The 21,144-nt window shown below is 65.7% G+C and carries 14 protein-coding genes; 4 read left to right on the forward strand and 10 right to left on the reverse strand.

Features of this window, described 5'->3' with window-relative positions:
* The 8 genes from F6S12_RS07770 to F6S12_RS07805 form a co-directional block, all read right to left on the reverse strand.
* Positions 1 to 1,182 carry a hypothetical protein gene (locus tag F6S12_RS07770; protein ID WP_315868816.1) on the reverse strand — a complete coding sequence of 394 codons (1,182 nt, stop codon included), beginning with the start codon at positions 1,180 to 1,182 and terminating at the stop codon, positions 1 to 3.
* Positions 1,161 to 2,606, reverse strand: a complete 1,446-nt coding sequence (locus tag F6S12_RS07775) for an alkaline phosphatase family protein (RefSeq protein ID WP_315868817.1) — start codon at positions 2,604 to 2,606, stop codon at positions 1,161 to 1,163. Before F6S12_RS07775 ends, F6S12_RS07770 begins: the two co-directional genes overlap by 22 nt.
* Positions 2,596 to 3,834, reverse strand: a complete 1,239-nt coding sequence (eboE, locus tag F6S12_RS07780; RefSeq protein ID WP_053154141.1) for a metabolite traffic protein EboE — start codon at positions 3,832 to 3,834, stop codon at positions 2,596 to 2,598. The genes F6S12_RS07775 and eboE overlap by 11 nt, the downstream gene beginning before the upstream one ends.
* Positions 3,831 to 4,715, reverse strand: a complete 885-nt coding sequence (locus F6S12_RS07785) for a TatD family hydrolase (protein ID WP_011063758.1) — start codon at positions 4,713 to 4,715, stop codon at positions 3,831 to 3,833. Before F6S12_RS07785 ends, eboE begins: the two co-directional genes overlap by 4 nt.
* Before the next feature lie 51 nt (positions 4,716 to 4,766).
* Positions 4,767 to 5,534, reverse strand: coding sequence for an EboA domain-containing protein (locus F6S12_RS07790; RefSeq protein ID WP_123473020.1), 768 nt, complete (start codon positions 5,532 to 5,534; stop codon positions 4,767 to 4,769).
* Positions 5,531 to 6,415: a UbiA family prenyltransferase gene (locus F6S12_RS07795; protein WP_011063756.1), complete on the reverse strand. Its 885-nt coding sequence runs from the start codon at positions 6,413 to 6,415 to the stop codon at positions 5,531 to 5,533. Before F6S12_RS07795 ends, F6S12_RS07790 begins: the two co-directional genes overlap by 4 nt.
* Positions 6,412 to 8,295, reverse strand: a complete 1,884-nt coding sequence (locus tag F6S12_RS07800) for a 3-dehydroquinate synthase (RefSeq protein ID WP_315868818.1) — start codon at positions 8,293 to 8,295, stop codon at positions 6,412 to 6,414. The genes F6S12_RS07795 and F6S12_RS07800 overlap by 4 nt, the downstream gene beginning before the upstream one ends.
* A 731-nt stretch (positions 8,296 to 9,026) precedes the next feature.
* Positions 9,027 to 9,593, reverse strand: a complete 567-nt coding sequence (locus tag F6S12_RS07805; protein ID WP_011063754.1) for a cysteine hydrolase family protein — start codon at positions 9,591 to 9,593, stop codon at positions 9,027 to 9,029.
* 159 nt (positions 9,594 to 9,752) lie between these two features.
* Between F6S12_RS07805 and F6S12_RS07810 the strand changes: the two genes are divergently transcribed.
* Positions 9,753 to 10,694: a GlxA family transcriptional regulator gene (locus F6S12_RS07810; protein WP_186355385.1), complete on the forward strand. Its 942-nt coding sequence runs from the start codon at positions 9,753 to 9,755 to the stop codon at positions 10,692 to 10,694.
* A gap of 16 nt (positions 10,695 to 10,710) precedes the next feature.
* Here F6S12_RS07810 and F6S12_RS07815 read toward each other — a convergent pair whose 3' ends face one another.
* Entirely contained in the window at positions 10,711 to 11,922 is a 1,212-nt protein-coding gene (locus F6S12_RS07815; RefSeq protein WP_011063752.1) for an MFS transporter, read from the reverse strand.
* Between the two features lie 213 nt (positions 11,923 to 12,135).
* Between F6S12_RS07815 and F6S12_RS07820 the strand changes: the two genes are divergently transcribed.
* On the forward strand, positions 12,136 to 14,241 hold the full coding sequence (locus tag F6S12_RS07820) for a mechanosensitive ion channel family protein (RefSeq protein ID WP_315868819.1): 2,106 nt from the start codon (positions 12,136 to 12,138) through the stop codon (positions 14,239 to 14,241).
* 584 nt (positions 14,242 to 14,825) lie between these two features.
* Here F6S12_RS07820 and F6S12_RS07825 read toward each other — a convergent pair.
* Positions 14,826 to 19,112: a DEAD/DEAH box helicase gene (locus F6S12_RS07825; protein ID WP_315868820.1), complete on the reverse strand. Its 4,287-nt coding sequence runs from the start codon at positions 19,110 to 19,112 to the stop codon at positions 14,826 to 14,828.
* A gap of 190 nt (positions 19,113 to 19,302) precedes the next feature.
* Here F6S12_RS07825 and F6S12_RS07830 point away from each other — a divergent pair, with 190 nt between their 5' ends.
* Positions 19,303 to 20,187 (forward strand): sugar nucleotide-binding protein, encoded by an 885-nt coding sequence (locus F6S12_RS07830; protein WP_036995925.1) that lies wholly within the window; start codon positions 19,303 to 19,305, stop codon positions 20,185 to 20,187.
* Positions 20,180 to 21,109 carry an NAD-dependent epimerase/dehydratase family protein gene (locus F6S12_RS07835; RefSeq protein WP_011063749.1) on the forward strand — a complete coding sequence of 310 codons (930 nt, stop codon included), beginning with the start codon at positions 20,180 to 20,182 and terminating at the stop codon, positions 21,107 to 21,109. The genes F6S12_RS07830 and F6S12_RS07835 overlap by 8 nt, the downstream gene beginning before the upstream one ends.
* Positions 21,110 to 21,144: the final 35 nt, after the last annotated feature.

Below are 21,144 nucleotides of genomic sequence, written 5' to 3' on the forward strand. Positions count from 1 at the left end.
TTAGCGCTGCCACTGGGCGCGTTTGAGCGACCAGACGTAGTCCAGTTTCTGGTAGCCGACGAAGTCGGAGTCCGGTAGTACGGTGGTGGGGTAGACGATCCCGCCATCCTCTTTCAAGGCGAAGTTGAAGTAGGTGTTGTTGATCGAATAGGCCGCGGTGTTGTGGCAGGCCAGGCACGAGGAGTGGCTCTGGAAGGCTGATTCCAGCTGGGAGTTGGCCAGCAGCTTGGGCTCGGCCTGGGCCTGGTCGTACTGCACGCCGATCAACTCGTACTGGGCCAGCGTGGGGTTCTGCTGCTGGAAGGTGGCATTCACCGGCTGGGCCGCGTCAGTGGGCCCGGTGATGTTGGTCATGGGCTTGGCCGGCGTGCCGTTGGTCACGGTGTACTTGCTGTTGTTGCGGTTCTCGAAGGTGGTCCAGACCCAGTCGTGGGTCAGCTTGTTGATGACGTGCATGCCGCTGAGGCCGGCGTAGCCGGTGTGGTATTGGCCCTGCTTGTCGACGTAGTAGGCCTGGGCGATGAAGTAGCCATCCTTTGCCAGTTGCGCCTGGAAGGTGCTATCGCTGCCGATCCACAACCAGGAGGTCTTCAGCTCCCAAGCCGTGGCGGGAAAGTTCAGGCTGCTGGTCAGGGCGGCAATGCCGTTCCGGTTGTAGATCTTCTGCTGGACGATGTAGTTGAAGGTGTCCTGGCCCATCAACATGTGAAAACGCACCGACTGGCCCCGTTGCGCTTCCGGCACCTGGTTGCCCATTTCCAGGGCCAGGCCATCGACCTGCTGGGTGCCGTTGTCGGTGCTGCCGTCGGTGTCGTTGCCCAGGTTGAGGAACAGCCCGCTGGTGTTCATGCCCGGGATCTTCTGCGCCTGGGTCTGCACCTGGCTCGGCAGGTTGGCCTGGGTGCTGTAGGGCTGGGGAGCCTGCCCCTTGCTCAGGTAGACCTCATCGGATGGTTTGAACGTCTCCCAGAGCCGCTCCGGGCTACCGGAGCCGGCCGGCTGGTTGAGGCACACAAACCAGTTCCATGCCATGGTTTCCGGGCTCTGCTTGAAGGTGCTCAGGGTGCCGGCCTGGTCACCATTGAACGTCAGGAAGTTGCTGCAATTGAAGGCGGGCGTGGTCTGTGCGTGAGCGAGGCCGCTCAACACACCGAGCACGACTATAGGGATGGTTCGCCGCATGGAATCTCCTTGGCCTGAGCCGTATCGTCATAGGGGCGCCCTAGGAAATGCTCTAGGAGCAGGTGCTTTACCGCGGTGGCCGGCAGGTGCGCCGGCAGGGGTAAATCGCAATCGGTGATGAGCAGGGGCCCTGCCTCGGCACTGCTGGGCAAGCGTCCGTGGCTGCCGCGAATCAGTGAGGTGTCCAGGGGAATCAGGTCCATGTAGTAGCGAAAGCCGAGCTTCTTCTGCAGCAGCCGGCGAGCGACCCGCAGCTTGGGAAAGCGGATCGCCGGGTCGATGAACAGCTCCAGTGGGTCGTAGCCCGGCTTGCGGTGGATATCCACAGTGCGGGCGAAATCCGGGGCCAGGCGGTCGTCGAACCAGTAGTAGTAATCGAACCAGAAGCCCGGGGCGGCCACCGCCACCAGCTCGCCGCTGCGTGGGTGATCGAGCTGGCAGGCCCGCTGCTCGCTCCTGTCCAGCACCTGCTCGATACCGGGCTGGCGCAGCAGCAGGGCCTTGACCCGGGCAATGTCCTCGGGCTGGCGCACATAGACGTGGGCGATCTGGTGGTCGACCACGGCGAAGGCCGCGCTGGCGCCGGGGTCCAGCAGCTCCCAGCTCAATGAACGACGTACCTGCAGCAGACCTTGCTCGCGCAGCACGCGATTGATCGAGATGGACTGCTGCACCGCCTCGATGCCGTATTCGGAGACCAGCATCACGGCCGCGCCTTGCTGCTGGGCAAAATCCAGCAGGCGCCCGACTTCATGGTCGATGGCCCGCACTTCGTCGCTGATGGACGGATGCTCCGGCCCCAGGCGTTGCAGGCTGTAGTCCAGGTGCGGCAGGTAGATCAGTTGCAGGTCGGGGCGGCTGATCTGGAACTCGGCGATGGCGCAGTCGACGATCCAGCGGCTGGAGGCAATCCCCGCGGCCGGGCCCCAGAAGCTCGGAAAGGGGAACTCGCCGATCTGCTGTTCGATGCGTTCGTGCAGCCCCGGAGGCGACGAATAGAGGCCGAACATCTTGCGCCCGTCGGCCGGGTAGTGGGGGCGCGGGGTGATGGCTGCCTCCACCTGGGCATACATGTTGAACCACCAGAACAGCTGGCTGCAGCGCAGGCCGGGGATCTCCCGTTGCAGCGCCTGCCAGACCTTTTCACCCTGGATCAGCGCGTTGGGCTGCAGCCAGAAACGCACCTCGACCTGATCGCGGAAATACCAGCCGTTGCCGACGATGCCGTGTTCCGAAGGCGGCAGCCCGGTGAGGATCGAGGCCTGCACGGTGGAGGTCACGGCGGGGAACACCGGGCGCAGCCGGGCCATTCGCGCCCGTTGCAGCAGGTTGTTGATCCGCGGCGTGGCCGGCCCCAGCAGGCTGGGTGTCAGGCCCACCACATTGATCAGCAGCAAGGGCTGGCGCGGGCGTTCAGAAGGCATGGGCCGGAGCCTCCAGGGCAGACGAGTGGGTACGCAGCAGATGCCGCTGGCGCAGTTGGCCCTCGACCCATTGCAGTTCGGCGGCGATGCCTTGCAGCAAGGCCTGCTCGCTGTCCGGGCGCAGCGCACCGGGCAGCACGTTCCAGCTGTAGGTTTCCACCTCCAGCACCGGCTGGAAGTTCGGGTGCGCGGCGAGAAAGTCGAAGGTGCGCAGCAAGGCCTGCTGGCTGCCGCTGAGCTCGGCCAGTAGAAACTGTTCGCTGAACAGCGGCACATGAAAGTGAATGCGCAACTCGGGGCATTGCCCCTGGGCCGGTTCGGCGGCGTCCAGGGCCCCGGGCAGGTCGGCCCAGGCCAGTAGCTGCCCGGCCATATCCCGGGCCTTGACCTGATGCAGGTAGGTGGCTTCGGCGAAGTTGCCCAAGGCCTGCAGTACCTGCTGGCGGCGTGGGCGATCGGCAAACGGCAACTGGCAGATCAGGGCGTTGGACAGCTGGATCTTGCCCACCGGAACCCGCGCATCCAGCAGCCGTTGCAGGGATTGATAGCAGTCTTCGAAGACCACCGCCTGATGGCAGACGTCGAAGCACAGCGCCAGGTAGCCATGATGGGGATCGGTGGCCTGCCAGTGCTTGAAAAAGGCCAGGGCCTGATCGGTGTTTTCCAGCACGCAATCCGGCTCCATCTCCAGGCACACCAGGATCTTCCTGCCGCTGCTGCGATGCAGGCTGGCCAGCTCGGCGGTCAGTTGCCGCAGGTGGGTTTCGGCCTGTTGCTGCTGGGCCTCGTCCCAGGTGGCGGCATAACCGAAGGGCACGCTGGAAATCACCCCCTGCTGGCAATCCAGGGGCAGAGCGGCGGCCAGCAGATGCGCCAGTTGCAGGCTGTATTCCAGGCGCTGGGGTTCGGCCCAGGTGGGCCGGTAGACCTCGGCCTTAACTGCGCCTTCATGGAACTGGCCATAGGGGAAACCGTTGAGCGAGGTCAGGCGCAGGCCACAATCGTGCAGCAGTTCGATGAAGGCCTCGCGCACCTCTGGCACCTGTAGTTCGGCGGCGGCCTGGGCGCTGATCCACAGGCCGCTGTCCTGCACCGCCAGCCCACGCTGACGCCGCACACCCTGGAAATGTTCCTGGATCGACGCCCGTAGGCCGGCCACGTCATGGGCCGGGTGCACGTTGCTGCAGTAGCCGATCTGCGCGGCGTTCCAGCCGGCCCGGGCACTCATTTGACCACCGGTTCCTGGCCCCTCAGGGCCGAGTTGTCCTGCCACTGGCGGCGCTGGTCGATCGGCAGCGGGGTGCTCACCAGTTGCTTGTCCAACTGCCCGCTCTGGGCGAAGAAATCCACCGGGTTGTGGAACAGCACCTGCTCCACCTGGGCTTCGCTGAAGCCGGCGGCGAGCATGGCCTGGCCGGTCTTGGGCACCTTGAGCGGGTCGCTGATGCCCCAGTCGGCGGCGCTGTTGACCACCATTTTTTCGCTGCCGTATTCCTGCAGCAGGGCCACCATGCGCTGCTCCGACATCTTGGTGTTGGGGTAGATCGAGTGCCCGCGCCAGCAGTCGCTGTCCAGCACCAGGGGCAGGGTCAGTTCGTTGAGGTGGTCGATGATCACCAGGTTTTCGGCGATGCCCACCTCGCGGATCACCGCCAGGGTGCGCTTGGTGCCGCCGATCTTGTCGCGGTGCGGGGTGTGCACCAGCACCGGCAGGTTGAACTGTCTGGCCAGTTCCAGTTGCGCGGCGAGAAAGCGATCTTCTTCCGGGGTGATGTCGTCGTAGCCGATTTCCCCTACCGCTACCACGCCGTCCTTGACCAGGTAGCGCGGCAGGATCTCCAGCACTTCGTTAGCCACCGACAGGTCGTTGGCTTCCTTGGGGTTGAGGCCGATGGTGCAGAAATGGTGGATGCCGAACATGCTGGCGCGAAAGCGCTCCCAGCCCAGCAGGGTGTCGAAGTAGTCGATGAAGCTGCCGACGCTGGTGCGCGCCTGGCCTTGCCAGAACGCAGGCTCGATGACCCCGGTGATGCCGGCGGCGGCCATGTTCTGGTAGTCGTCGGTGGTGCGGCTGACCATATGAATGTGCGGGTCGAAGTACTTCGCCATGGTGGCTCCTTGCTTGAGTGCGGGAAAAATCGTGGGCTCAGCTGCCGGGGGTCAACCGCCTGCCGGGAAGTGGTCGCGCCAGTGCGCAGGCAATCGTCCCTGCTGGTACAGGCCTCGCAGGCGCTGCAGCTGGGCCAGGCTCAACAGCTCGAAGGCAATGGCCTGGGGCAGGCCGTCGGCGACCTCGCGCTCGGCGGCCAGCTGTTCTTCCATCAGGTCCAGGGCCAACTGGTTGAGGTCGACGCTGCGCCGTTCTGCCAGGCCGTGGATGTGGCGGCTGTCCAGGCCCATGCCCAGGGTCTTGAGCACCAGCTGGTGGAAGGCCCGTTCCGGGTAGTGGCGCGCGGCAAAGGGGTTGTCCAGGGCGATGGCGGCGAACACCTCGCGGTTGTTGGTGCGCCCGGCCTGGAGCGCCAGGTCGAGGCTGGCCCCCTGGCTGTCGAGGTCATCCAGGGCCTTGAGCAGGGCAGCCTTTTCCTGGTCGTCGCCCCAGAGAAACAGCTGGCGCAACAGGGCCAGTTGCCCGGCGCCGGCCTGCTGCTCCAGCAACTGGGCCAGCAGCAGCGCCCGGGCCAGTTGAGTGCGGTTGCAGTCCGGGCTGGGGGCCAGCGGTGCGCTGGCCAAGCGGCGCCGACACTGACTGCTGAGCAGCATCAGGGTGTTGGCCGAGGGCTGCCGGGCCAGTTGTTCCCGGGCTTGCTGCCACCAGCTTCGGCTGTCGTCGTCCAGATGCCGTTCCAGCAATTGCTGGCGCTCGGCGAAGGCACCATGGCGAATGGCAAGCGCCGGCGGTGCAGGGGCGATGGGGTCCATGTTCATGTCGGCTTGATCCAGCGTTGAAGGTGGGGAAGCAGAAAGAACACCAGCACACACAGCAGGCTGCCCAAGGGCTGGTTGGCCACCGCCAGCACCAGGGCGTCGAACAGCGGCAGGGCGGCCAGCCCGGCACCGATGAAGGCGCGGACCTGCCGTTGTTGCGGGTTGGCCAGGTGGCGCTGGTAGTGCCAGCCCAACCAGCCCAGCCACAGCAGCAGGACCAGCCAGAACACGCTGTTGCCGGCATAGGCGGCCAGGAGCAGAGGGCTGAGCATGAGCAGCAGCGGCAGGCGGCTGAGCAACTGGTTGCGATGCTCCAGGCGGGCCAGGTAGGTCAAGCCGGCGATGTAGGTGCCCAGCAGCGCGGCGCACAGCCACAATGGCTGGGGCGGCATGGCCAGGCTGGCGGCGGCGGTCAGGTACAGCGCCGAGCGGCAGCCGCCCATCAGCCAGACGCTGTGCGGATATTTCTTGTGCAGAAGGTTGTAGCCAAGGATAAACAGCAGCAGCAATCCGGCGCTGGCCAGCAGCCAGTGGGGCTGGGCAATCATCCGGCTCAGGCCGAGGACCGCCAGCGCCGCCAGCAGCAGCAGCGCGGCAGTGGCCAGGCGGACCTGGGCGCGGCTGACCAGGCCGAGAACGATCGGCCGCGGGTTGTGGTGCTGCTGGTCCCAGTCGGCGTCCATCAGGTCGTTGAGCAGCATGCCCGCCAGGTACAGCGCCGAGAGCGCCACCAGCAGCAGGGTCCAGACCAGCGGCGAGGGTGGCGCCAGGGTGGTAGCGCTGCTGGCCAGCAGCGCGGCGGCCAGGGCATTGGTCCATACCGTTGGCAGGTTGGAGACCCGGCCCAGAGTCAGCCAGGTGGTCAGCGACGATTGGATCATTGCGCGCACCCCGGGCCCCAGGCGAAATCCGGCCCGCCGAAACCCGCCAGGCGCAGCAGGGCCTGTTCCATCAGCGGCATGTCGATCTGGTGCACATCCACCGACTGGCCCAGGCGGTTGAGCATCGGGATCGACAGCTGGCCCCCCAGGTGCTGGCGGAACTCTTCCAGGCCCACCAGGATCGGCGAACGCCCCTGGTTGTCCCGCAGGCTCAGTTCCGGCGGGCAGAGGTTGAAGCCGAGCCTGTCCAGCAGTCGCAGCAGGCGCTGGCAGTCGGCGTCGGACAGCAGGCCGCTGGCGTTGGCATACAGCGCATCCAGGGCCATGCCCACGGCCACCGCTTCACCGTGGCGCAAGCGATGCTGGCTGAGGTTCTCCAGCTTATGGGCGGCCCAGTGCCCGTAGTCCAGGGGGCGGCCATTGCCCCGTTCGAACGGATCGCCGGCACCGGTGATATGGCCCAGGTGCAGTTCGGCGCAGCGGCGAATGGCGTAGCGGCTGGCGTTGTGCTCGAAACCGGCCAGGGCTTCGGCCTGCTGCTCCATCCACTGGAAGAACGCGGCATCCTTGATCACCGCGACCTTGACCGCTTCGGCCAGGCCGGCAATCTGGTCCCGGTGGGAAAGGCTGAGCAGCAGCTGGAAGTCGTTGATCACCGCTGTGGCCGGGTAGAAGGCCCCCAGCAGGTTTTTCTGGGCGAAGGCGTTGATGCCATTCTTCACCCCGATGCCGGCATCGTTCTGCGCCAGCACGGTGGACGGGATGCGGATCAGGCGCATGCCCCGGTGGAAGGTGGCGCAGGCATAGCCCACTGCGTCCAGCACTGCGCCGCCGCCCAGGGCCAGCACATAGCAGTGGCGATCCAGGCCGTGTTCCAGCATCTGCGCGTACATCTGCTGGAGCACGTCCGGGGTCTTGCTCAATTCGCCGGCCGGCACCGCGATCGGTGCGGCCTGCAGATGCAGGTCGGCGGCGTGGGCGCTGAAGTAGTGGTCGATCTGCAGCGGCAACTGGGGCGAGCACAGCAGCAGTTGTTCATCGACAAACACAAGCACCGTGGTGCGCCCCGGGTTCTGCCGGGTCAGTTGCTGGTGCAGGCAGGGGTTGTCGGCCTGGAAGATGTGATCGGTGAACAGCACCGGGTAGTGGTAGCTCACCTGGAAGCGGCCTTCCAGAGACTGCGCCTGATCGTACCGGGGCTGGGCCAGGCGGCTCTTGAACAGGCTGCGGGTGCCGAGGAACAGCCCGGGCAGCACCATGCTGGCGAGAATGGTTGCCAGCAGGGCGTTCTGTTCCACCAGCAGGCTGCCGATGGCGGCATAGGCCAGGGCCAGCCCGGCGTTGGCCAGGGTGGTGACCAGGAGAAACTGGCGCAGCGGATAACATTGCATGCCGGCGGCCAGCACCGAGGTTTCTGCCAGCACCGGCACGCCACGCAGGCACACCAGCGACAGGGTGCTGAGGCGATAGGCCAGTTGCCCGGGTTGCCAGGTCCTGAGCCCCAGCCAATTGGACAGCAGGCGGAAGTAGCCGGCCCCCAGCCAGTAGCCGAGGCTGGCCCCCAGGCACAGGCCGATGAAGATCACCAGGTAGCCGCCAATGGCGCCCAGGGCCGCCACGGCCAGCAGTGCCACCAGGCTGGAGGGCACGGGCAGCAGCACGTCCAGGGCCAACAGGGTTACCAGCAACAGGGCCAGGCTCAGGCGTTGTACGGGATCGGTGGGAAGGAAGGTGCCCAGGTGACTCAGCAGCTGTTGGATCTGCTGTTCAAACAACAGGAAACTGGCGATAACCAGGATCGAGAATAGTAATAACGAGAGCCAGTAATTTTCGGCCGCACCCTTGAGTGAAAAGGCACGAGACAACGAGCTGCGCTTCATCAAGCGTCCCTCTTGATTGATATGACTGGATTCCGTGTCAGTGTCAGCTGGGTAGGGCAGGAGGGCGTCTGGTTATTGAATTCCTCGGCGGTTTTTATTGATCTTCTGGCGGCTGAAGAACACTTCAGTGGCGAGTAGCTATCAACTTAGTCAAGGCCGAGGGTTTTGCAAGTAAGTTGAATGAAGTGGCCTGCAAGGCACTTTTATGGCTTCAGGGGAAAGTGCGTGTTTAGTCCGGGACGGCTCCGCTGAGCGTCTTGCAAGAAGTCTGATGGAGCCTGTTCTTGCTCAATGAATGCTGGGGGTGGTATAGGCGGTGGGGCTGTTTTTTTACTTTGCTATAAATATTATGAAAATTGGATATATAGAAAAAATCGTTTCATGAAAGCGCACTAAGTCATGTGCGAGGGCAGCTCTTGATGGATTTTTACAAATGTTTCAAATCAGGTTTTGAAATAACGGATTAACCCTTGATTACTATTAGTCAGCTATTTAATGGCTTGCTTATTAATGGGGAGTTATTTAGTTGTTCCATAGAGCTGTCCGAGCGGGTTGTCGGGGAGTGTTTTTTGTTAATGGGAATCATTCGTGCGCATTGTGGTTAACTTGTAGGTCCTGCAACTATTGGCATTTGCCGCTATTAACCTCTCGGTAAACAGCGGCGAACTTAATCCGGGAAATGCCTGGTGCCATGAAGTTGCGGTGAGCCACGGCTCACCGCTTGCGGGTGATCAAGCCGCAGGGGCCTGCCCGGCCGCCAGAAACTGCTCGGTGGACAGCACGCTGGCATAGGCGAACGCCAGTGCCGCCATCACCGCACTTTGTACCTGGGCGGCGGGCACGCGCTGGCCAGCGAACTCCAGGTCGAGAGTGGCACAGGCGTCATGGATCACCTTGACCGGGTAGCCCAGGTCGGCAGCGGCCCGGGCAGTGCCTTCCACACACATGTGGCTCATGTTGCCGACGATCACCAGTTCCTCGATGCCCTGCCGCGTGAGCAGAGATTGCAGCTCGGTGTCGCGGAATGCGTTGACGAAATGCTTGAGCACCACCGGCTCATCGGCGTGGTTCTGGACCTTGGGGTGCAACTGCGCACCTGGGGAGCCGGGAGTGAAGAAGGGAGCGTCGTCGGAGGTGAATTCGTGGCGGATGTGCACCACAGGTTCAGCGTTCTGGCGAAATGCCTGGATCAGCCGGGCGGCGTTGTCCGCTGCAGCGTCGACGCCGATCAGGGGCCACTTGCCGTCGGCGAAGTAGTCGTTCTGGATATCGATTACGATGAGTGCCTGTCTGGCCATGGGTAATACCTGCGGGTGAGTGATTGACGTGGGAGCCAGTATCGCCATCGGTCGTTCCTTCGAGGATTGGCCGCACCGACATTAACCGGGGGAAAACTGACAGTGGGTATTCAAGGCACGCACGCCGAATTGGGGGTACTGCTCTATCCCGGTGTGCAGATGGCGGCGGTACATGGCCTGAGCGACTTGTTCGAGGTAGCCAACCGGATTGCCGGCGAACAGCCGCAGGCGCAGTTGCCGCGGTTGCGCGTCAGCCACTGGCAGGCCAGCGGCGAACTGCCTCCGGTGCGGGTCCACGACAGCCTGGCCGAAGCCCCCGGGGCCTTGTTGGCGGTATTGATCCCGCCTTCGCTGGCGGGCTTCTCAAGCCATCAGTCATCTGCCGCCCTGATGGACTGGCTGCGCCAGCAACACGCCGCTGGAGCCACCCTGGGCGGAGTCTGTGTGGGCTCGATCCTGCTGGCCGAAAGCGGCCTGCTCGATGGCCGCAGCGCCACCACCCACTGGACCTCGGCCCAGGCCTTCGCCGAGCGTTACCCACAGGTGCGCCTGGAAGCGCACAAACCCATTGTCGATGACGGCGACCTGATCACCAGCGCCGGGCTGATGGCCTGGGCCGAGCTTGGTCTGCGCCTGGTGAACCGCTTGCTGGGGCCGAGCATCGCCAGTGCCACGGCGCGCTTTCTGGTGATGGAGCACAGTGCCAGCGCGAGCCAGTGCGGCAGCAATTTCGCACCGATCCTCAGCCACGGCGACGGGGCGATTCTCAAGCTCCAGCACTGGCTGCAGGCCAATGGCGCGGTGGATGTTTCGCTGCCGGTGATGGCGCAGCAGGCGGGGCTTGAGCCGCGCACCTTGCTGCGGCGCTTCCGGGCGGCCACCGGCCTCAAGCCGACCCAGTACTGTCAGCACCTGCGGGTGGGCAAGGCCCGGGAACTGCTGGAGTTCACCAACGGCAGCATCGATCACATCGCCTGGACCGTGGGTTATCAGGACCCTGCCACCTTTCGCAGCCTGTTCCGGAAAATCACCGGGCTGGCGCCCAGTGAATATCGCAATCGCTTCGGTGCCACCTCAACGGCTGCAAGCCGGGTACCGTAACCCGGCTGCGGCCTGTTCAGTGGCCTGCCACTGCCCGGGCGCTGCCGCCGGCCGGCGCGAACGCTAGCGGGTTGCGGCGATCCAGGTGGCCGCTCAAGACGGTCAGGGCCAGGGCCACCAGCACCACCAGCGCGCCGATCCAGGCGGTGTGGATCAGCCCCAGGTGAGCGACGATCAAGCCCCCCAGCCAGGCTCCACCGGCAATCCCCAGGTTGAAGGCGGCAATGTTCAGGCCGGACGCCACGTCCACCGCCTGGGGTGTGTAGTGCTCGGCCTGACGTACCACATAGACCTGCAGCCCCGGTACGTTGCCAAACGCCACCGCGCCCCACAGCAGCACGGTCAGCAGCGCCAGCCATGGGTTGCCGGCGGTGAGGCTGAGCATCAGCAGCACCGCGGCGAGCAGGGCGAAGATGATCTTCAGGGCGCCGATCGGTCCGCGTCGGTCCGCCAATTTGCCGCCCCAGATATTGCCCACCGCCACCGACACGCCGTACACCAGCAGCACCAGGCTCACGGTGCCGGCGCTGAAGCCGGAAATGTCCTGGAGGATCGGCGCCAGGAAGGTGAAGGCGATGAACGAGCCGCCGTAACCCACCGCGGTCATGGCGTACACCAGCAGCAGGCGCGGTTGCTTGAGCACCTGCAGTTGTTGCAGCAGCGACGCCGGCGGGCGGTGGGTAATGTTCTTCGGCACGAACAGCAGGCTGCCGATAAAGGCGATCACCCCCAGGGCGGACACTGCGAGGAAGGTTTCGCGCCAGCCCAGATGCTGGCCGATAAAGGTGCCCAGGGGTACGCCGGTGACCAGGGCCACGGTGAGCCCGGTGAACATGATGGCGATCGCGCTGGCGGCTTTTTCCTTGGGCACCAGGCTGGTGGCGATGGTCGAGCCGATGGAGAAAAACACCCCGTGGGCCAGGCCCGTGACAATCCGTGCCAGCACCAGGGATTCATACCCGGGTGCCTTCCAGGCCAGCAGGTTGCCAAGGGTGAACAGCACCATCAGCGACAGCAGCAACAGCTTGCGCGGCACCTTGCCGCTGAGGGCGGTGAGCACCGGGGCGCCAATCGCCACGCCCAGAGCGTAGAGGCTGACCAGCAGGCCGGCGGACGGCAGGCTGACCCCGAGGTCGGTACCTATGGTGGGTAGCAGGCCAACGATAACGAACTCGGTCGTGCCGATGGCGAATGCGCTGAGGGTCAGCGCGAGCAGGGCAATGGGCATCACTGCAACTCCGGTGAAAGTGGGATTGGCGCGCAGTGTCCGGGTTTGACTCGTGCGGAAAAATAGCCCTATCGGCACAAGATATTTGCCTGTGGGTCAAGGATCCCGGAGCCCGTCGTTCACCGGCGCGCCGGCCCCGGGGGCAACTGAAGCGAACTTGCCGGGCGTTTGCTGATCAGTTCCTTACAGACCCTGCTGAAGGAGCCCTGCGTTGTGTTGAATTTCAAGACCGCGATCTTGCTCGGGATGCTGCTCGTTCTGGGCAGCAGCGAGCTCTGCGCCGCCACTGCCGCAACAACCCCGGCGGCGGCCCCGGCCAAGCCGGAACTGCTGGTGGAAGGGGGCCTGCTGGGCGCCATCAGTTCGAGCATCGACGATGTCCAGGACAAGCTCGACCTCAATGAAAACCTGATCGACGCCTGGCGCCTGCGGGCCGACCGCGCGGCGGACGAAGTGGGGCGCCTGGTGAACCAACCCTCGGACCGTTCGGGCTGGAGCGTGGCCGGGGATTTCCTCACCTTGTCCGGCACCTGGCTGGGCAGCTTCGCCCTGCTCACGGTGCTGGCCGGGCTGCTGGTACGGCGGCTGAGCCAGCGGCCCTGGCTGCAAGCCCGGCCCCGAGGCCAGGGCCTGTTGGAATACCTGCTGCCTTATACCTTGCCGGCCTTGGTCTGCCTGCCGTTGACGCTTTACGTCAGCCATTCCCTGAACGGTTCGGTGGGGCGGGCGCTGGCCCTGTGCCTGGCCTATGCCACCAGCAGCGGCATCGTCTCGACCTCGGTGCTGTTGTGCCTGATCGTGATGTTCAACGTCGGGCACAAGCGGCCCGCGGTGCGGATCATCCGTGGCTACTGCCCGAAACCGCTGTTTCTGATCGGTTTCCTTGCGGCTCTCAGCGATGCCCTCACCAGCCCGCAGATCGCTCGCCAGCTGGGGGGCAATATCACCAGCAGCGTGGCGGTGTTCACCGGCCTGCTGGCCTCGCTGATCTTCGCGGTGCTGGTGATCCGCCTGCGCCGGCCGGTGGCGCACCTGATCCGCAACCGCTCCCTGGCCCAGCGTCTGAAACAGCCGGCGTTGCAGGAGTCGCTGCGGATCTTTTCCGGGCTCTGGTACTGGCCGATCCTGCTGATGGTGCTGGTCTCGGCGGTGAGCCTGATCGGTGCCGGCGAGGACAGCCAGCAGGCCCTGCGCTGCGCCTTGCTGACCACCGTGCTGCTGATCGCCACGGTGTTCCTCAGCACCGTGCTGCAGCACCTGTTCAAGTCCCGTAGCGCCCAGACGATTCAGCGCAGCAGCGCCTACAAGGAGCGTTTCCTGAGCCTGTTGCACGCCCTGCTGCGGATCGTCATGGCCATCGCCTTCATCGAGATCCTCGGGCGCATCTGGGGGATCTCGCTGTTCGAGTTCGCCCAGCGCAATACCGTGGGCCGGGCCATCAGCGACTCCCTGAGCAGCATCGGCCTGATCTTCCTGGTGACCTGGCTGCTGTGGGTGGTGCTCGACACGGCGATCCAGGAGGCCCTCAAGCCACCGGCCAACAAGCGTTCGGCGCGTCAGCCCAGTACCCGGGTCAAGACCATCCTGCCGCTGCTGCGCAATGCGATCAAAATCATCCTGGTGGTGATCTGCGCGATCACCACCATGGCCAACCTGGGGATCAACGTCGCGCCGCTGCTGGCCGGTGCCGGGGTGGTGGGCCTGGCCATCGGTTTCGGCTCCCAGCAACTGGTGCAGGACGTGATCACCGGCCTGTTCATCATCATCGAAGACACCCTGTCCATTGGTGACTGGGTGGTGCTCGACTCCGGCCATGCCGGCACCGTCGAGGGCCTGACCATCCGCACCCTGCGCCTGCGCGACGGCAAGGGTTTCGTGCATTCGGTGCCGTTCGGCCAGATCAAGGCGGTCACCAACCAGTCGCGGCAGTTCGCCTATGCCTTCTTCTCGGTGCAGTTCACCTACGACACCGACGTCGACAAGGCCATCGAACTGATCCGCGAAGCCGGGCGCTCCATCAGCGAGGACAGCTTCCTGCGCTACAACCTGCAAGGCGGCCTGGACGTGTTCGGGGTGGACAAGATGGACCTCAACGGCGTGGTGCTGACGGCCCAGTTCCGCACGGTGTCCGGCGGCCAGTACGCGGTGAGCCGGGCCTTCAACCAGCGTCTGAAAAAGCTTGTGGATAACTGCCCCTGGGTGCATTTCGCCCAGACTTATCCACAGCCGGTGGTGTTACCGGCGCGGCGGGTGCATGAAGACGAACCGGAACAGGACGACTCGGCGCTGCTGCTCCCCGAATCCCCCCGCCCGCAATGATTGCGCAACGACGGCCAGCGTAAGGGCCGCTGGATCTGGCGCAGGGCTCACGGGCCTTTTCGCCGGCAAGCCGGCTCCTACGAGGGTGGGCGTGGATTGTCTGGAAGGGCGCCTGCTGCCTGGGTAGGAGCTGGCTTGCCAGCGAAGAGGCCGCTGGATCTGGCGCAGGGCTCACGGGCCCTTTCGCCGGCAAGCCGGCTCCTACGAGGGTGGGCGTGGATTGTCTGGAAGGGCGCCTGCTGCCTGGGTAGGAGCTGGCTTGCCAGCGAAGAGGCCGCTGGATCTGGCGCAGGGCTCACGGGCCCTTTCGCCGGCAAGCCGGCTCCTACGAGGGTGGGCGTGGATTGTCTGGAAGGGCGCCTGCTGCCTGTGTAGGAGCTGGCTTGCCAGCGAAGAGGCCGCTGGATCTGGCGCAGGGCTCACGGGCCCTTTCGCCGGCAAGCCGGCTCCTACGAGGGTGGGCGTGGATTGTCTGGAAGGGCGCCTGCTGCCTGGGTAGGAGCAGGCTTGCCAGCGAAGAGGCCGTTGGATGTGGCTCAGGGCTTCGGGCCCTTTCGCCGGCAAGCCGGCTCCTACGGGGGAGGTCAGTGCCGGATGAGCTTGTTGCGCAGGGCCTGGGCGGCCTGGGGTTCCAGCTCCAGCCACAGGTGCTGGGTGCCGCCGATGTCGGCGGCCGCCGGCAGGCCGTCGCGGAACACCAGGCGGTTGCCGCTCAGGGCCGGGACCTTGGGCCCGGGCAGCAGGGTCCCGGCAAGGTTCAGCGGGTCGACGCCGCACACCGCGATCAGGCTGCCGTCATGGGGCCGGCGGCGCACTTCGCGCAGTAGCGGGATGGCTTCCGGCAGGGCGAACTGCTCGCCGGCCAGGCCGCTGACGAAGCGCCCGCCGCGAATTTCTCCGCGGGCTTCCAGGCGATGGAAGGTACGCAGCAAATCGCGCCAGTTGGGCAGCCAGTCGGCCTCGCGCTCCAGCAGGCGCCAGAACACCACGCCATAGCGGCGTAGCAGGGTCATGGCCACGTGCTCCAGGGTGGCGGCGCTATCCTCGCTGGCGGCGCGGCGCAACAAGGCCCAGCGCCCCGCGTCGTCCATTCCTCCGACGAAGGCGCCGCGACCCCGTCGGCTGCTGCGGTTCTGGCGCTTGCTGGCCGGGGTGATCAGGGCCCGCAGCCCGGCGAAGCTGTCGGCGTTCACCCATCCGGCGCCTACCAGTTCCTGCAGCACGGTTTCCAGTTCGCTGCGCAGCAGGTGGGCTTCTTGCAGCAGTTCATCGAAAAACAGTGCGCCCAGCTGGCTCAGTACGGCGTGAACCTTCTGCGCCTTGGGTGACAGGTCACTGCTGTCGATGGGGCAGGTCAGGGCGTTCCAGAGCGCCACGCGGGCCCGGGGCAGCAACACGATGGGAGTGCTGCGCAGGGCGCTGGCGGCGATCTTGCCGCTGCTGTTGATCCGGCTCCAGACCACCTTGCCGCTGCGGCACAGGTCATCCAGCCAACTGGCGGAGTAATCCTTCAGGCGCGCCGGCAGCAGGTCGCTGTCCCAGGCCGAGGCCGCTGCGGGGTAGCCTTCGAACTGCGCGACCACCTCGGCCAGCATGGCGCTGCCCTGGCCCTGGGTACCCGGCGACAGGTGCTGCCAGTCGAACAGAAAGCGCATGAAATCCTGCAAGGCCACCGGTTCGATTTCCCGGCGCAGGCGCTTCACCGTGTAGCGGTGGATCCGCGCCAGCAGGTGACGTTCGCACCATTGTTCTTCATCGCCGCCAGGGCTGAAGCGCCCCCGCAGCACATAACCTTCGCTCTCCAGCTGGATCAGCGCCTGGTGGATGCTGGAAGCGGGCAGGCCCAGGGGCGCGGCGATCTGCGCCAGGGTCAGGGGAGCGAAGCCGCTGAGGCGGGCGCGAATCAGCTCCACCAGGGCCGGCTGTGCCTCCCAGGCCTGGTCGAAACCGGGCACCGGTTGCAGCGCGGGTTGCAAGGCGGCCTGAGGGTACAGCGCCCGCAGACAGCAGATGCGCTCCAGGGCCAGCCACAAGCCGCCGCCCGGGCCGGCCTGCAAGCGGCAGGCGCGGCCCTGGCTGGAAAGGGCTTGCAGCCACTCGGGCCAGTGGAGGTTGGCCTGGGCCTCGGCTTCGCTGATACAGGCCAGGCTCATCAGCGCTTCGTGCATTTCATCGGCACTGGCCGGGGCTGGCCAGGCTTCGGCGGCCACCGCGGCAATCGCTTCGGCATCCAGGGCGCCCAGGTCGTCGGTGGCTTGCGGGTCGCTCCAGCGCCGGGCCAGCACCGCCTGGGTACGGCGTTCCTCCAGGGGGGCGTCATCGAGAAAGGTGTAGGGCTTGGCGCTGAGGATTTCCGCCGCCAGGGGCGAGGGCGCCGGCAGTTCGCGGCTGAGCAGGCGCACCTGGCCCTGTTCCATGCGACGCAGCAGGTTCAACCAGCCTTCGCTGTCCATGGCTTCGTGCAGGCAGTCGTCGAGGGTCTGCTCCACCAGCGGATGGTCGGGAATCTCGCGCTCGCCGGCCAGGTTTTCCAGGCAGGCGATCTGGTCGGGAAACACGCTGGCGATCAGGTCTTCGCTTTTCATGCGCTGGATCTGCGGCGGCACTTTGCGCCCGCCGCTGTAGCGCGGCAGGGCTAGCGCCACTCCGGCGTTCCAGCGCCAGCGCACGCCGAACAGCGGTGCGTCCAGCAGCGCCTGGACCAGGATGTGTTCGGCGCTGTTGCTGTGCAGGTAACGCCAGACCTCGTCCAGGGCGAAGCTGTGGCTGGTGGACAGGGAAAGGACGATCGCGTCCTCGCTGGCGGCCGCCTGCAATTCGAAATTGAAGGTGCGGCAGAAGCGCTTGCGCAGGGCCAGGCCCCAGGCGCGGTTGATGCGGCTGCCGAAGGGGCTGTGGATCACCAGTTGGGTGCCGCCGGACTCGTCGAAGAAGCGCTCCATGATCAGCGTGTCCTGGGACGGCAGCGCGCCCAGGGCCAGGCGCGCCGGTGCCAGGTAATCCACCAGTTGCTCGGCGCTGGCCAGGTTCAGGCCCAGTTCGAGGTGCAACCAGTGGATGGCCGCTTGCAACTGGCCGGGCGTGGCGCCGAGCAACTCGTCGAGTTGGGCCAGCAGGCGCGCCACGGCACCGGAGAGTTCGGCGCTGCGCCCGGGGGCTTCGCCGAGCCAGAAGGGAATGTTCGGCGGCTGGCCCTGGGCATCCTCGACCCGCACCTTGCCGGTTTCCACCCGCAGGATGCGGTAGGAGGTGTTGCCCAGCTGGAACACGTCGCCGGCAATGCTTTCCACGGCGAAGTCTTCGTTGACGCTGCCAATGTTCAGCCCCTGGGGCTCCAGCAGCACGCTGTAGTCGGCGTTGTCGGGGATGGTCCCGCCGCTGGTCAGCGCGGTCAGTTGGGCGCCTCGGCGCCCGCGCAGGGTGCGGGCCAGGGCGTCGCGGTGCAGGTAGGCGCTGCGCAGGCCCTGGCGCCCGTTGAAGCCCTCGGCGAGCATCTGCAACAGCGCCTGGTAGTGAGCCTGATCCAGGTCGGCGTAGGGCGCGGCCTGGCGCAGCATGTCCAGCAGCGCGGCTTCCGACCACTCCTGGCAGCTGACTTCAGCGACGATCTGCTGGGCCAGCACATCCAGGGGGGCATGGGGAATCAGTAGAGTGTCCAGTTCGCCCCGGCGCACGCAGTCGAGCAGGGCGGCGCATTCGATCAGGTCGTCGCGGGTCAGGGCGAACAACCGGCCCTTGGGCGTGCCGCCCACCTGGTGACCGGAGCGGCCGACCCGCTGCAGAAAGGCCGAGATCGAGCGCGGCGAGCCGATCTGGCACACCAGGTCGACATCACCGATATCGATCCCCAGCTCCAGGGAAGCGGTAGCGATCAGCACTTGCAGGTCGCCGGCCTTGAGCCGCTGCTCGGCTTCCAGGCGCTGCTCCTTGGCCAGGCTGCCGTGGTGCGCGGCCACCGCCTGCTTGCCCAGGCGCTCGCTGAGGTGGCGGGCCAGGCGCTCGGCCAGGCGCCGGGTGTTGACGAATATCAGCGTGGTGCGGTGTTCCCTGGCCAGGTTGGCGAGGCGCTCGTACACCAGCTCCCAGACGTCATTGGCCATGACCGCCGACAGCGGCACCGGCGGCACTTCGATGTCCAGGTCCCGGGGCCGGGCGTGGCCGATATCGACGATTTCGCAAGGGCGGCCGTGGCCCACCAGAAAGCGCGACACGGCTTCGATGGGCTTCTGCGTGGCGGACAGGCCGATGCGCAGCAAGGGTTCGGCGCACAAGGCCTGCAAGCGTTCCAGGCTCAGGGCCAGGTGGCTGCCGCGCTTGCTGCCGGCCAGGGCGTGGATTTCGTCGACGATCACGCTGCGGGTGCTGGCCAGCATCCTGCGGCCGGAATCCGAGCCCAGCAGCACGTAGAGGGATTCCGGGGTGGTGACGAGGATCTGCGGCGCGCTCTTGCGCATGGCGTTGCGGTCTTTCTGCGGAGTATCGCCGGTGCGCACCGCGGTGCTGATGGACAGTTCCGGCAGGCCCATGCGGCGCAATTGCTCGGTGATGCCCGCCAGTGGCTGCTGCAGGTTGATCTGAATGTCATTGCTCAAGGCCTTGAGTGGCGACACATACACCACCAGGGTGGCGTCCGGCAGCTGGCCACCGCCGGCCAGCCCCTGGCGCACCAGGTCATCGATCACCGCGAGAAAGGCGGTCAGGGTCTTGCCGGAGCCGGTGGGCGCGGCGATCAGGGTAGAGCGGCGCTGGGCGATCAGCGGCCAGGCGCGGGCCTGGGCCGGGGTCACAGCGGCAAAGGTATGCTTGAACCAGGCGCTGACAGCGGGGTGGAAGCCGTCCAGCACCGGATTCACGGATTGGGCAAGGTTCATGGATGGATTTATGCGGCCGCACCCGGCAACTTGCAAGCACCGTTGATTCCATGGGGGCCTCGACACTTTCTGAGTGACGCTTGCGCCACAAACCCGCAAAATGCAACGATTCCGGCAATTATCGACGGCCAGCCCCACGAGACTGGCCGACTCCAACCATCGTTCTGAACAGACTGGGCCTGCTGACTCTATGCGAATGCGCCTTATGTTACTGGGCGGCGGAAATGCCCTTGGGCAGGCGCTGATTCGCCTGGGTGCGGAGGAAGACATCGGTTTCCTCGCCCCCCGTCCGCCGCAAGACGGCTGGGATGCCGCGAGCCTTACGCAACTGCTCGACGACACCCGCCCGGATGCCTTGATCAACCTGGCTTACTACTTCGACTGGTTTCAGGCGGAGAGCGTGAGCGAGGCGCGCTTGAGCGGCCAGGAACGGGCGGTCGAGCGCCTGGCAGAGCTTTGCCAGCATCACAACATCATCCTCCTGCAACCTTCGAGCTACCGGGTGTTCGACGGCTCCCGGGCGACTGCCTACAGCGAAAAGGACGAGCCGGTGCCCCTGGGCCTGCGCGGCCAGGCTCTGTGGCGTATCGAGCAAAGCGTTCGCGCCACCTGCCCGCAGCACGTGCTGCTGCGTTTCGGCTGGCTGCTGGATGACAGCCCGGACGGTATTCTCGGGCGTTTCCTGGCCCGGGCCGAATCCCCGGACGAACTGTTGATGGCCGACGACCGGCGGGGTAATCCGACCCCGGTGGACGATGCCGCGCGGGTGATCATCTCGGTGCTCAAGCAGCTCGATTGCGCCGCGCCGCTTTGGGGCACTTACCACTACGCCGGCCAGGAAGCGACCACGCCCCTGGCCCTGGGGCAGGCGGTGCTGACCGAAGCCCGGCAATTGCACCCGCTGGCCATCGAGGCGCCGACCGCCCAGGCCCATGCCGCCAGCGCCGATGCCGCCGAGGAACCGCAGCACGCAGTACTGGCCTGCAAGAAAATCCTTCATACCTTCGGGATCAAGCCGCGCGCCTGGCGTGCCGCGCTCCCGGCTTTACTGGATAGGTTTTATCGTCATGGCTGAAGGCCTCGTATTGATCACCGGCGGTGCCGGTTTCATTGGCTCGCACCTGGCCGATGCCCTGCTCGCCAAGGGCTACGCGGTGCGGGTGCTGGACGACTTGTCCACCGGTAAACCGAGCAACCTGCCGCTGGCTGATCCGCGGGTCGAGCTGATCGAGGGCAATGTGGCCGATGCGTCGCTGGTCAGCCAGGCCATGCAAGGCTGCTGCGCTGTGGCGCACCTGGCAGCGGTGGCTTCGGTGCAGGCCTCGGTGGACGACCCGGTGCAGACCCACCAGAGCAATTTCATCGGTACCCTGAATGTCTGTGAGGCCATGCGTGAGCACGGCGTCAAGCGAGTGCTGTTCGCTTCCAGCGCCGCGGTGTATGGCAACAACGGGGAAGGCCAGTCCATCGACGAGGACACGGCCAAGGCGCCGCTGACCCCTTATGCCTCGGACAAGCTGGCCAGCGAGCACTACCTGGATTTCTACCGGCGCCAGCACGGGCTGGAACCGGCGATCTTTCGCTTCTTCAACATCTTCGGCCCGCGCCAGGATCCGTCTTCGCCCTATTCCGGGGTGATCAGCATCTTCAGCGAACGGGCCCAGCAAGGCTTGCCGATCACCGTGTTCGGCGATGGCGAGCAGACCCGGGATTTCGTCTACGTCGGCGATCTGGTTCAGGTGCTGGTGCAGGCCATCGAGGCGCCGCAGTTGGAAGTGGGAGCGGTCAACGTTGGCTTGAACCAGGCCACGACCCTCAAGCAGATGCTCGCGGCCCTGGCCGAGGTGGTGGGTGCCTTGCCACCCATCAGCTACGGCCCGGCTCGGGCGGGCGATATCCGCCATTCGCGGGCTGGCAACCAGCGCCTGCTGCAGCGCTTCAAGTTCCCCGAGCCGACCCCGATGAGCGTCGGCCTCGCCCGCCTGATGGGGCGCTGAGGGAAAACACGCACATGAAAAAGGCGCCTTGCAAG

The sequence above is a fragment of the Pseudomonas sp. JV245A genome (assembly GCF_032424515.1).
Lineage (GTDB): Bacteria > Pseudomonadota > Gammaproteobacteria > Pseudomonadales > Pseudomonadaceae > Aquipseudomonas > Aquipseudomonas protegens.

What these genes read in the sequence shown, in the direction of transcription:
- F6S12_RS07770 (WP_315868816.1), bottom strand. Translation starts at nt 1,182, where the DNA reads ATGCGGCGAACCATCCCTATAGTCGTGCTCGGTGTGTTGAGCGGCCTC.
- F6S12_RS07775 (WP_315868817.1), bottom strand. Translation starts at nt 2,606, where the DNA reads ATGCCTTCTGAACGCCCGCGCCAGCCCTTGCTGCTGATCAATGTGGTG.
- eboE (WP_053154141.1), bottom strand. Translation starts at nt 3,834, where the DNA reads ATGAGTGCCCGGGCCGGCTGGAACGCCGCGCAGATCGGCTACTGCAGC.
- F6S12_RS07785 (WP_011063758.1), bottom strand. Translation starts at nt 4,715, where the DNA reads ATGGCGAAGTACTTCGACCCGCACATTCATATGGTCAGCCGCACCACC.
- F6S12_RS07790 (WP_123473020.1), bottom strand. Translation starts at nt 5,534, where the DNA reads ATGAACATGGACCCCATCGCCCCTGCACCGCCGGCGCTTGCCATTCGC.
- F6S12_RS07795 (WP_011063756.1), bottom strand. Translation starts at nt 6,415, where the DNA reads ATGATCCAATCGTCGCTGACCACCTGGCTGACTCTGGGCCGGGTCTCC.
- F6S12_RS07800 (WP_315868818.1), bottom strand. Translation starts at nt 8,295, where the DNA reads ATGAAGCGCAGCTCGTTGTCTCGTGCCTTTTCACTCAAGGGTGCGGCC.
- F6S12_RS07805 (WP_011063754.1), bottom strand. Translation starts at nt 9,593, where the DNA reads ATGGCCAGACAGGCACTCATCGTAATCGATATCCAGAACGACTACTTC.
- F6S12_RS07810 (WP_186355385.1), top strand. Translation starts at nt 9,753, where the DNA reads ATGGCGGCGGTACATGGCCTGAGCGACTTGTTCGAGGTAGCCAACCGG.
- F6S12_RS07815 (WP_011063752.1), bottom strand. Translation starts at nt 11,922, where the DNA reads ATGCCCATTGCCCTGCTCGCGCTGACCCTCAGCGCATTCGCCATCGGC.
- F6S12_RS07825 (WP_315868820.1), bottom strand. Translation starts at nt 19,112, where the DNA reads ATGAACCTTGCCCAATCCGTGAATCCGGTGCTGGACGGCTTCCACCCC.
- F6S12_RS07830 (WP_036995925.1), top strand. Translation starts at nt 19,303, where the DNA reads ATGCGAATGCGCCTTATGTTACTGGGCGGCGGAAATGCCCTTGGGCAG.
- F6S12_RS07835 (WP_011063749.1), top strand. Translation starts at nt 20,180, where the DNA reads ATGGCTGAAGGCCTCGTATTGATCACCGGCGGTGCCGGTTTCATTGGC.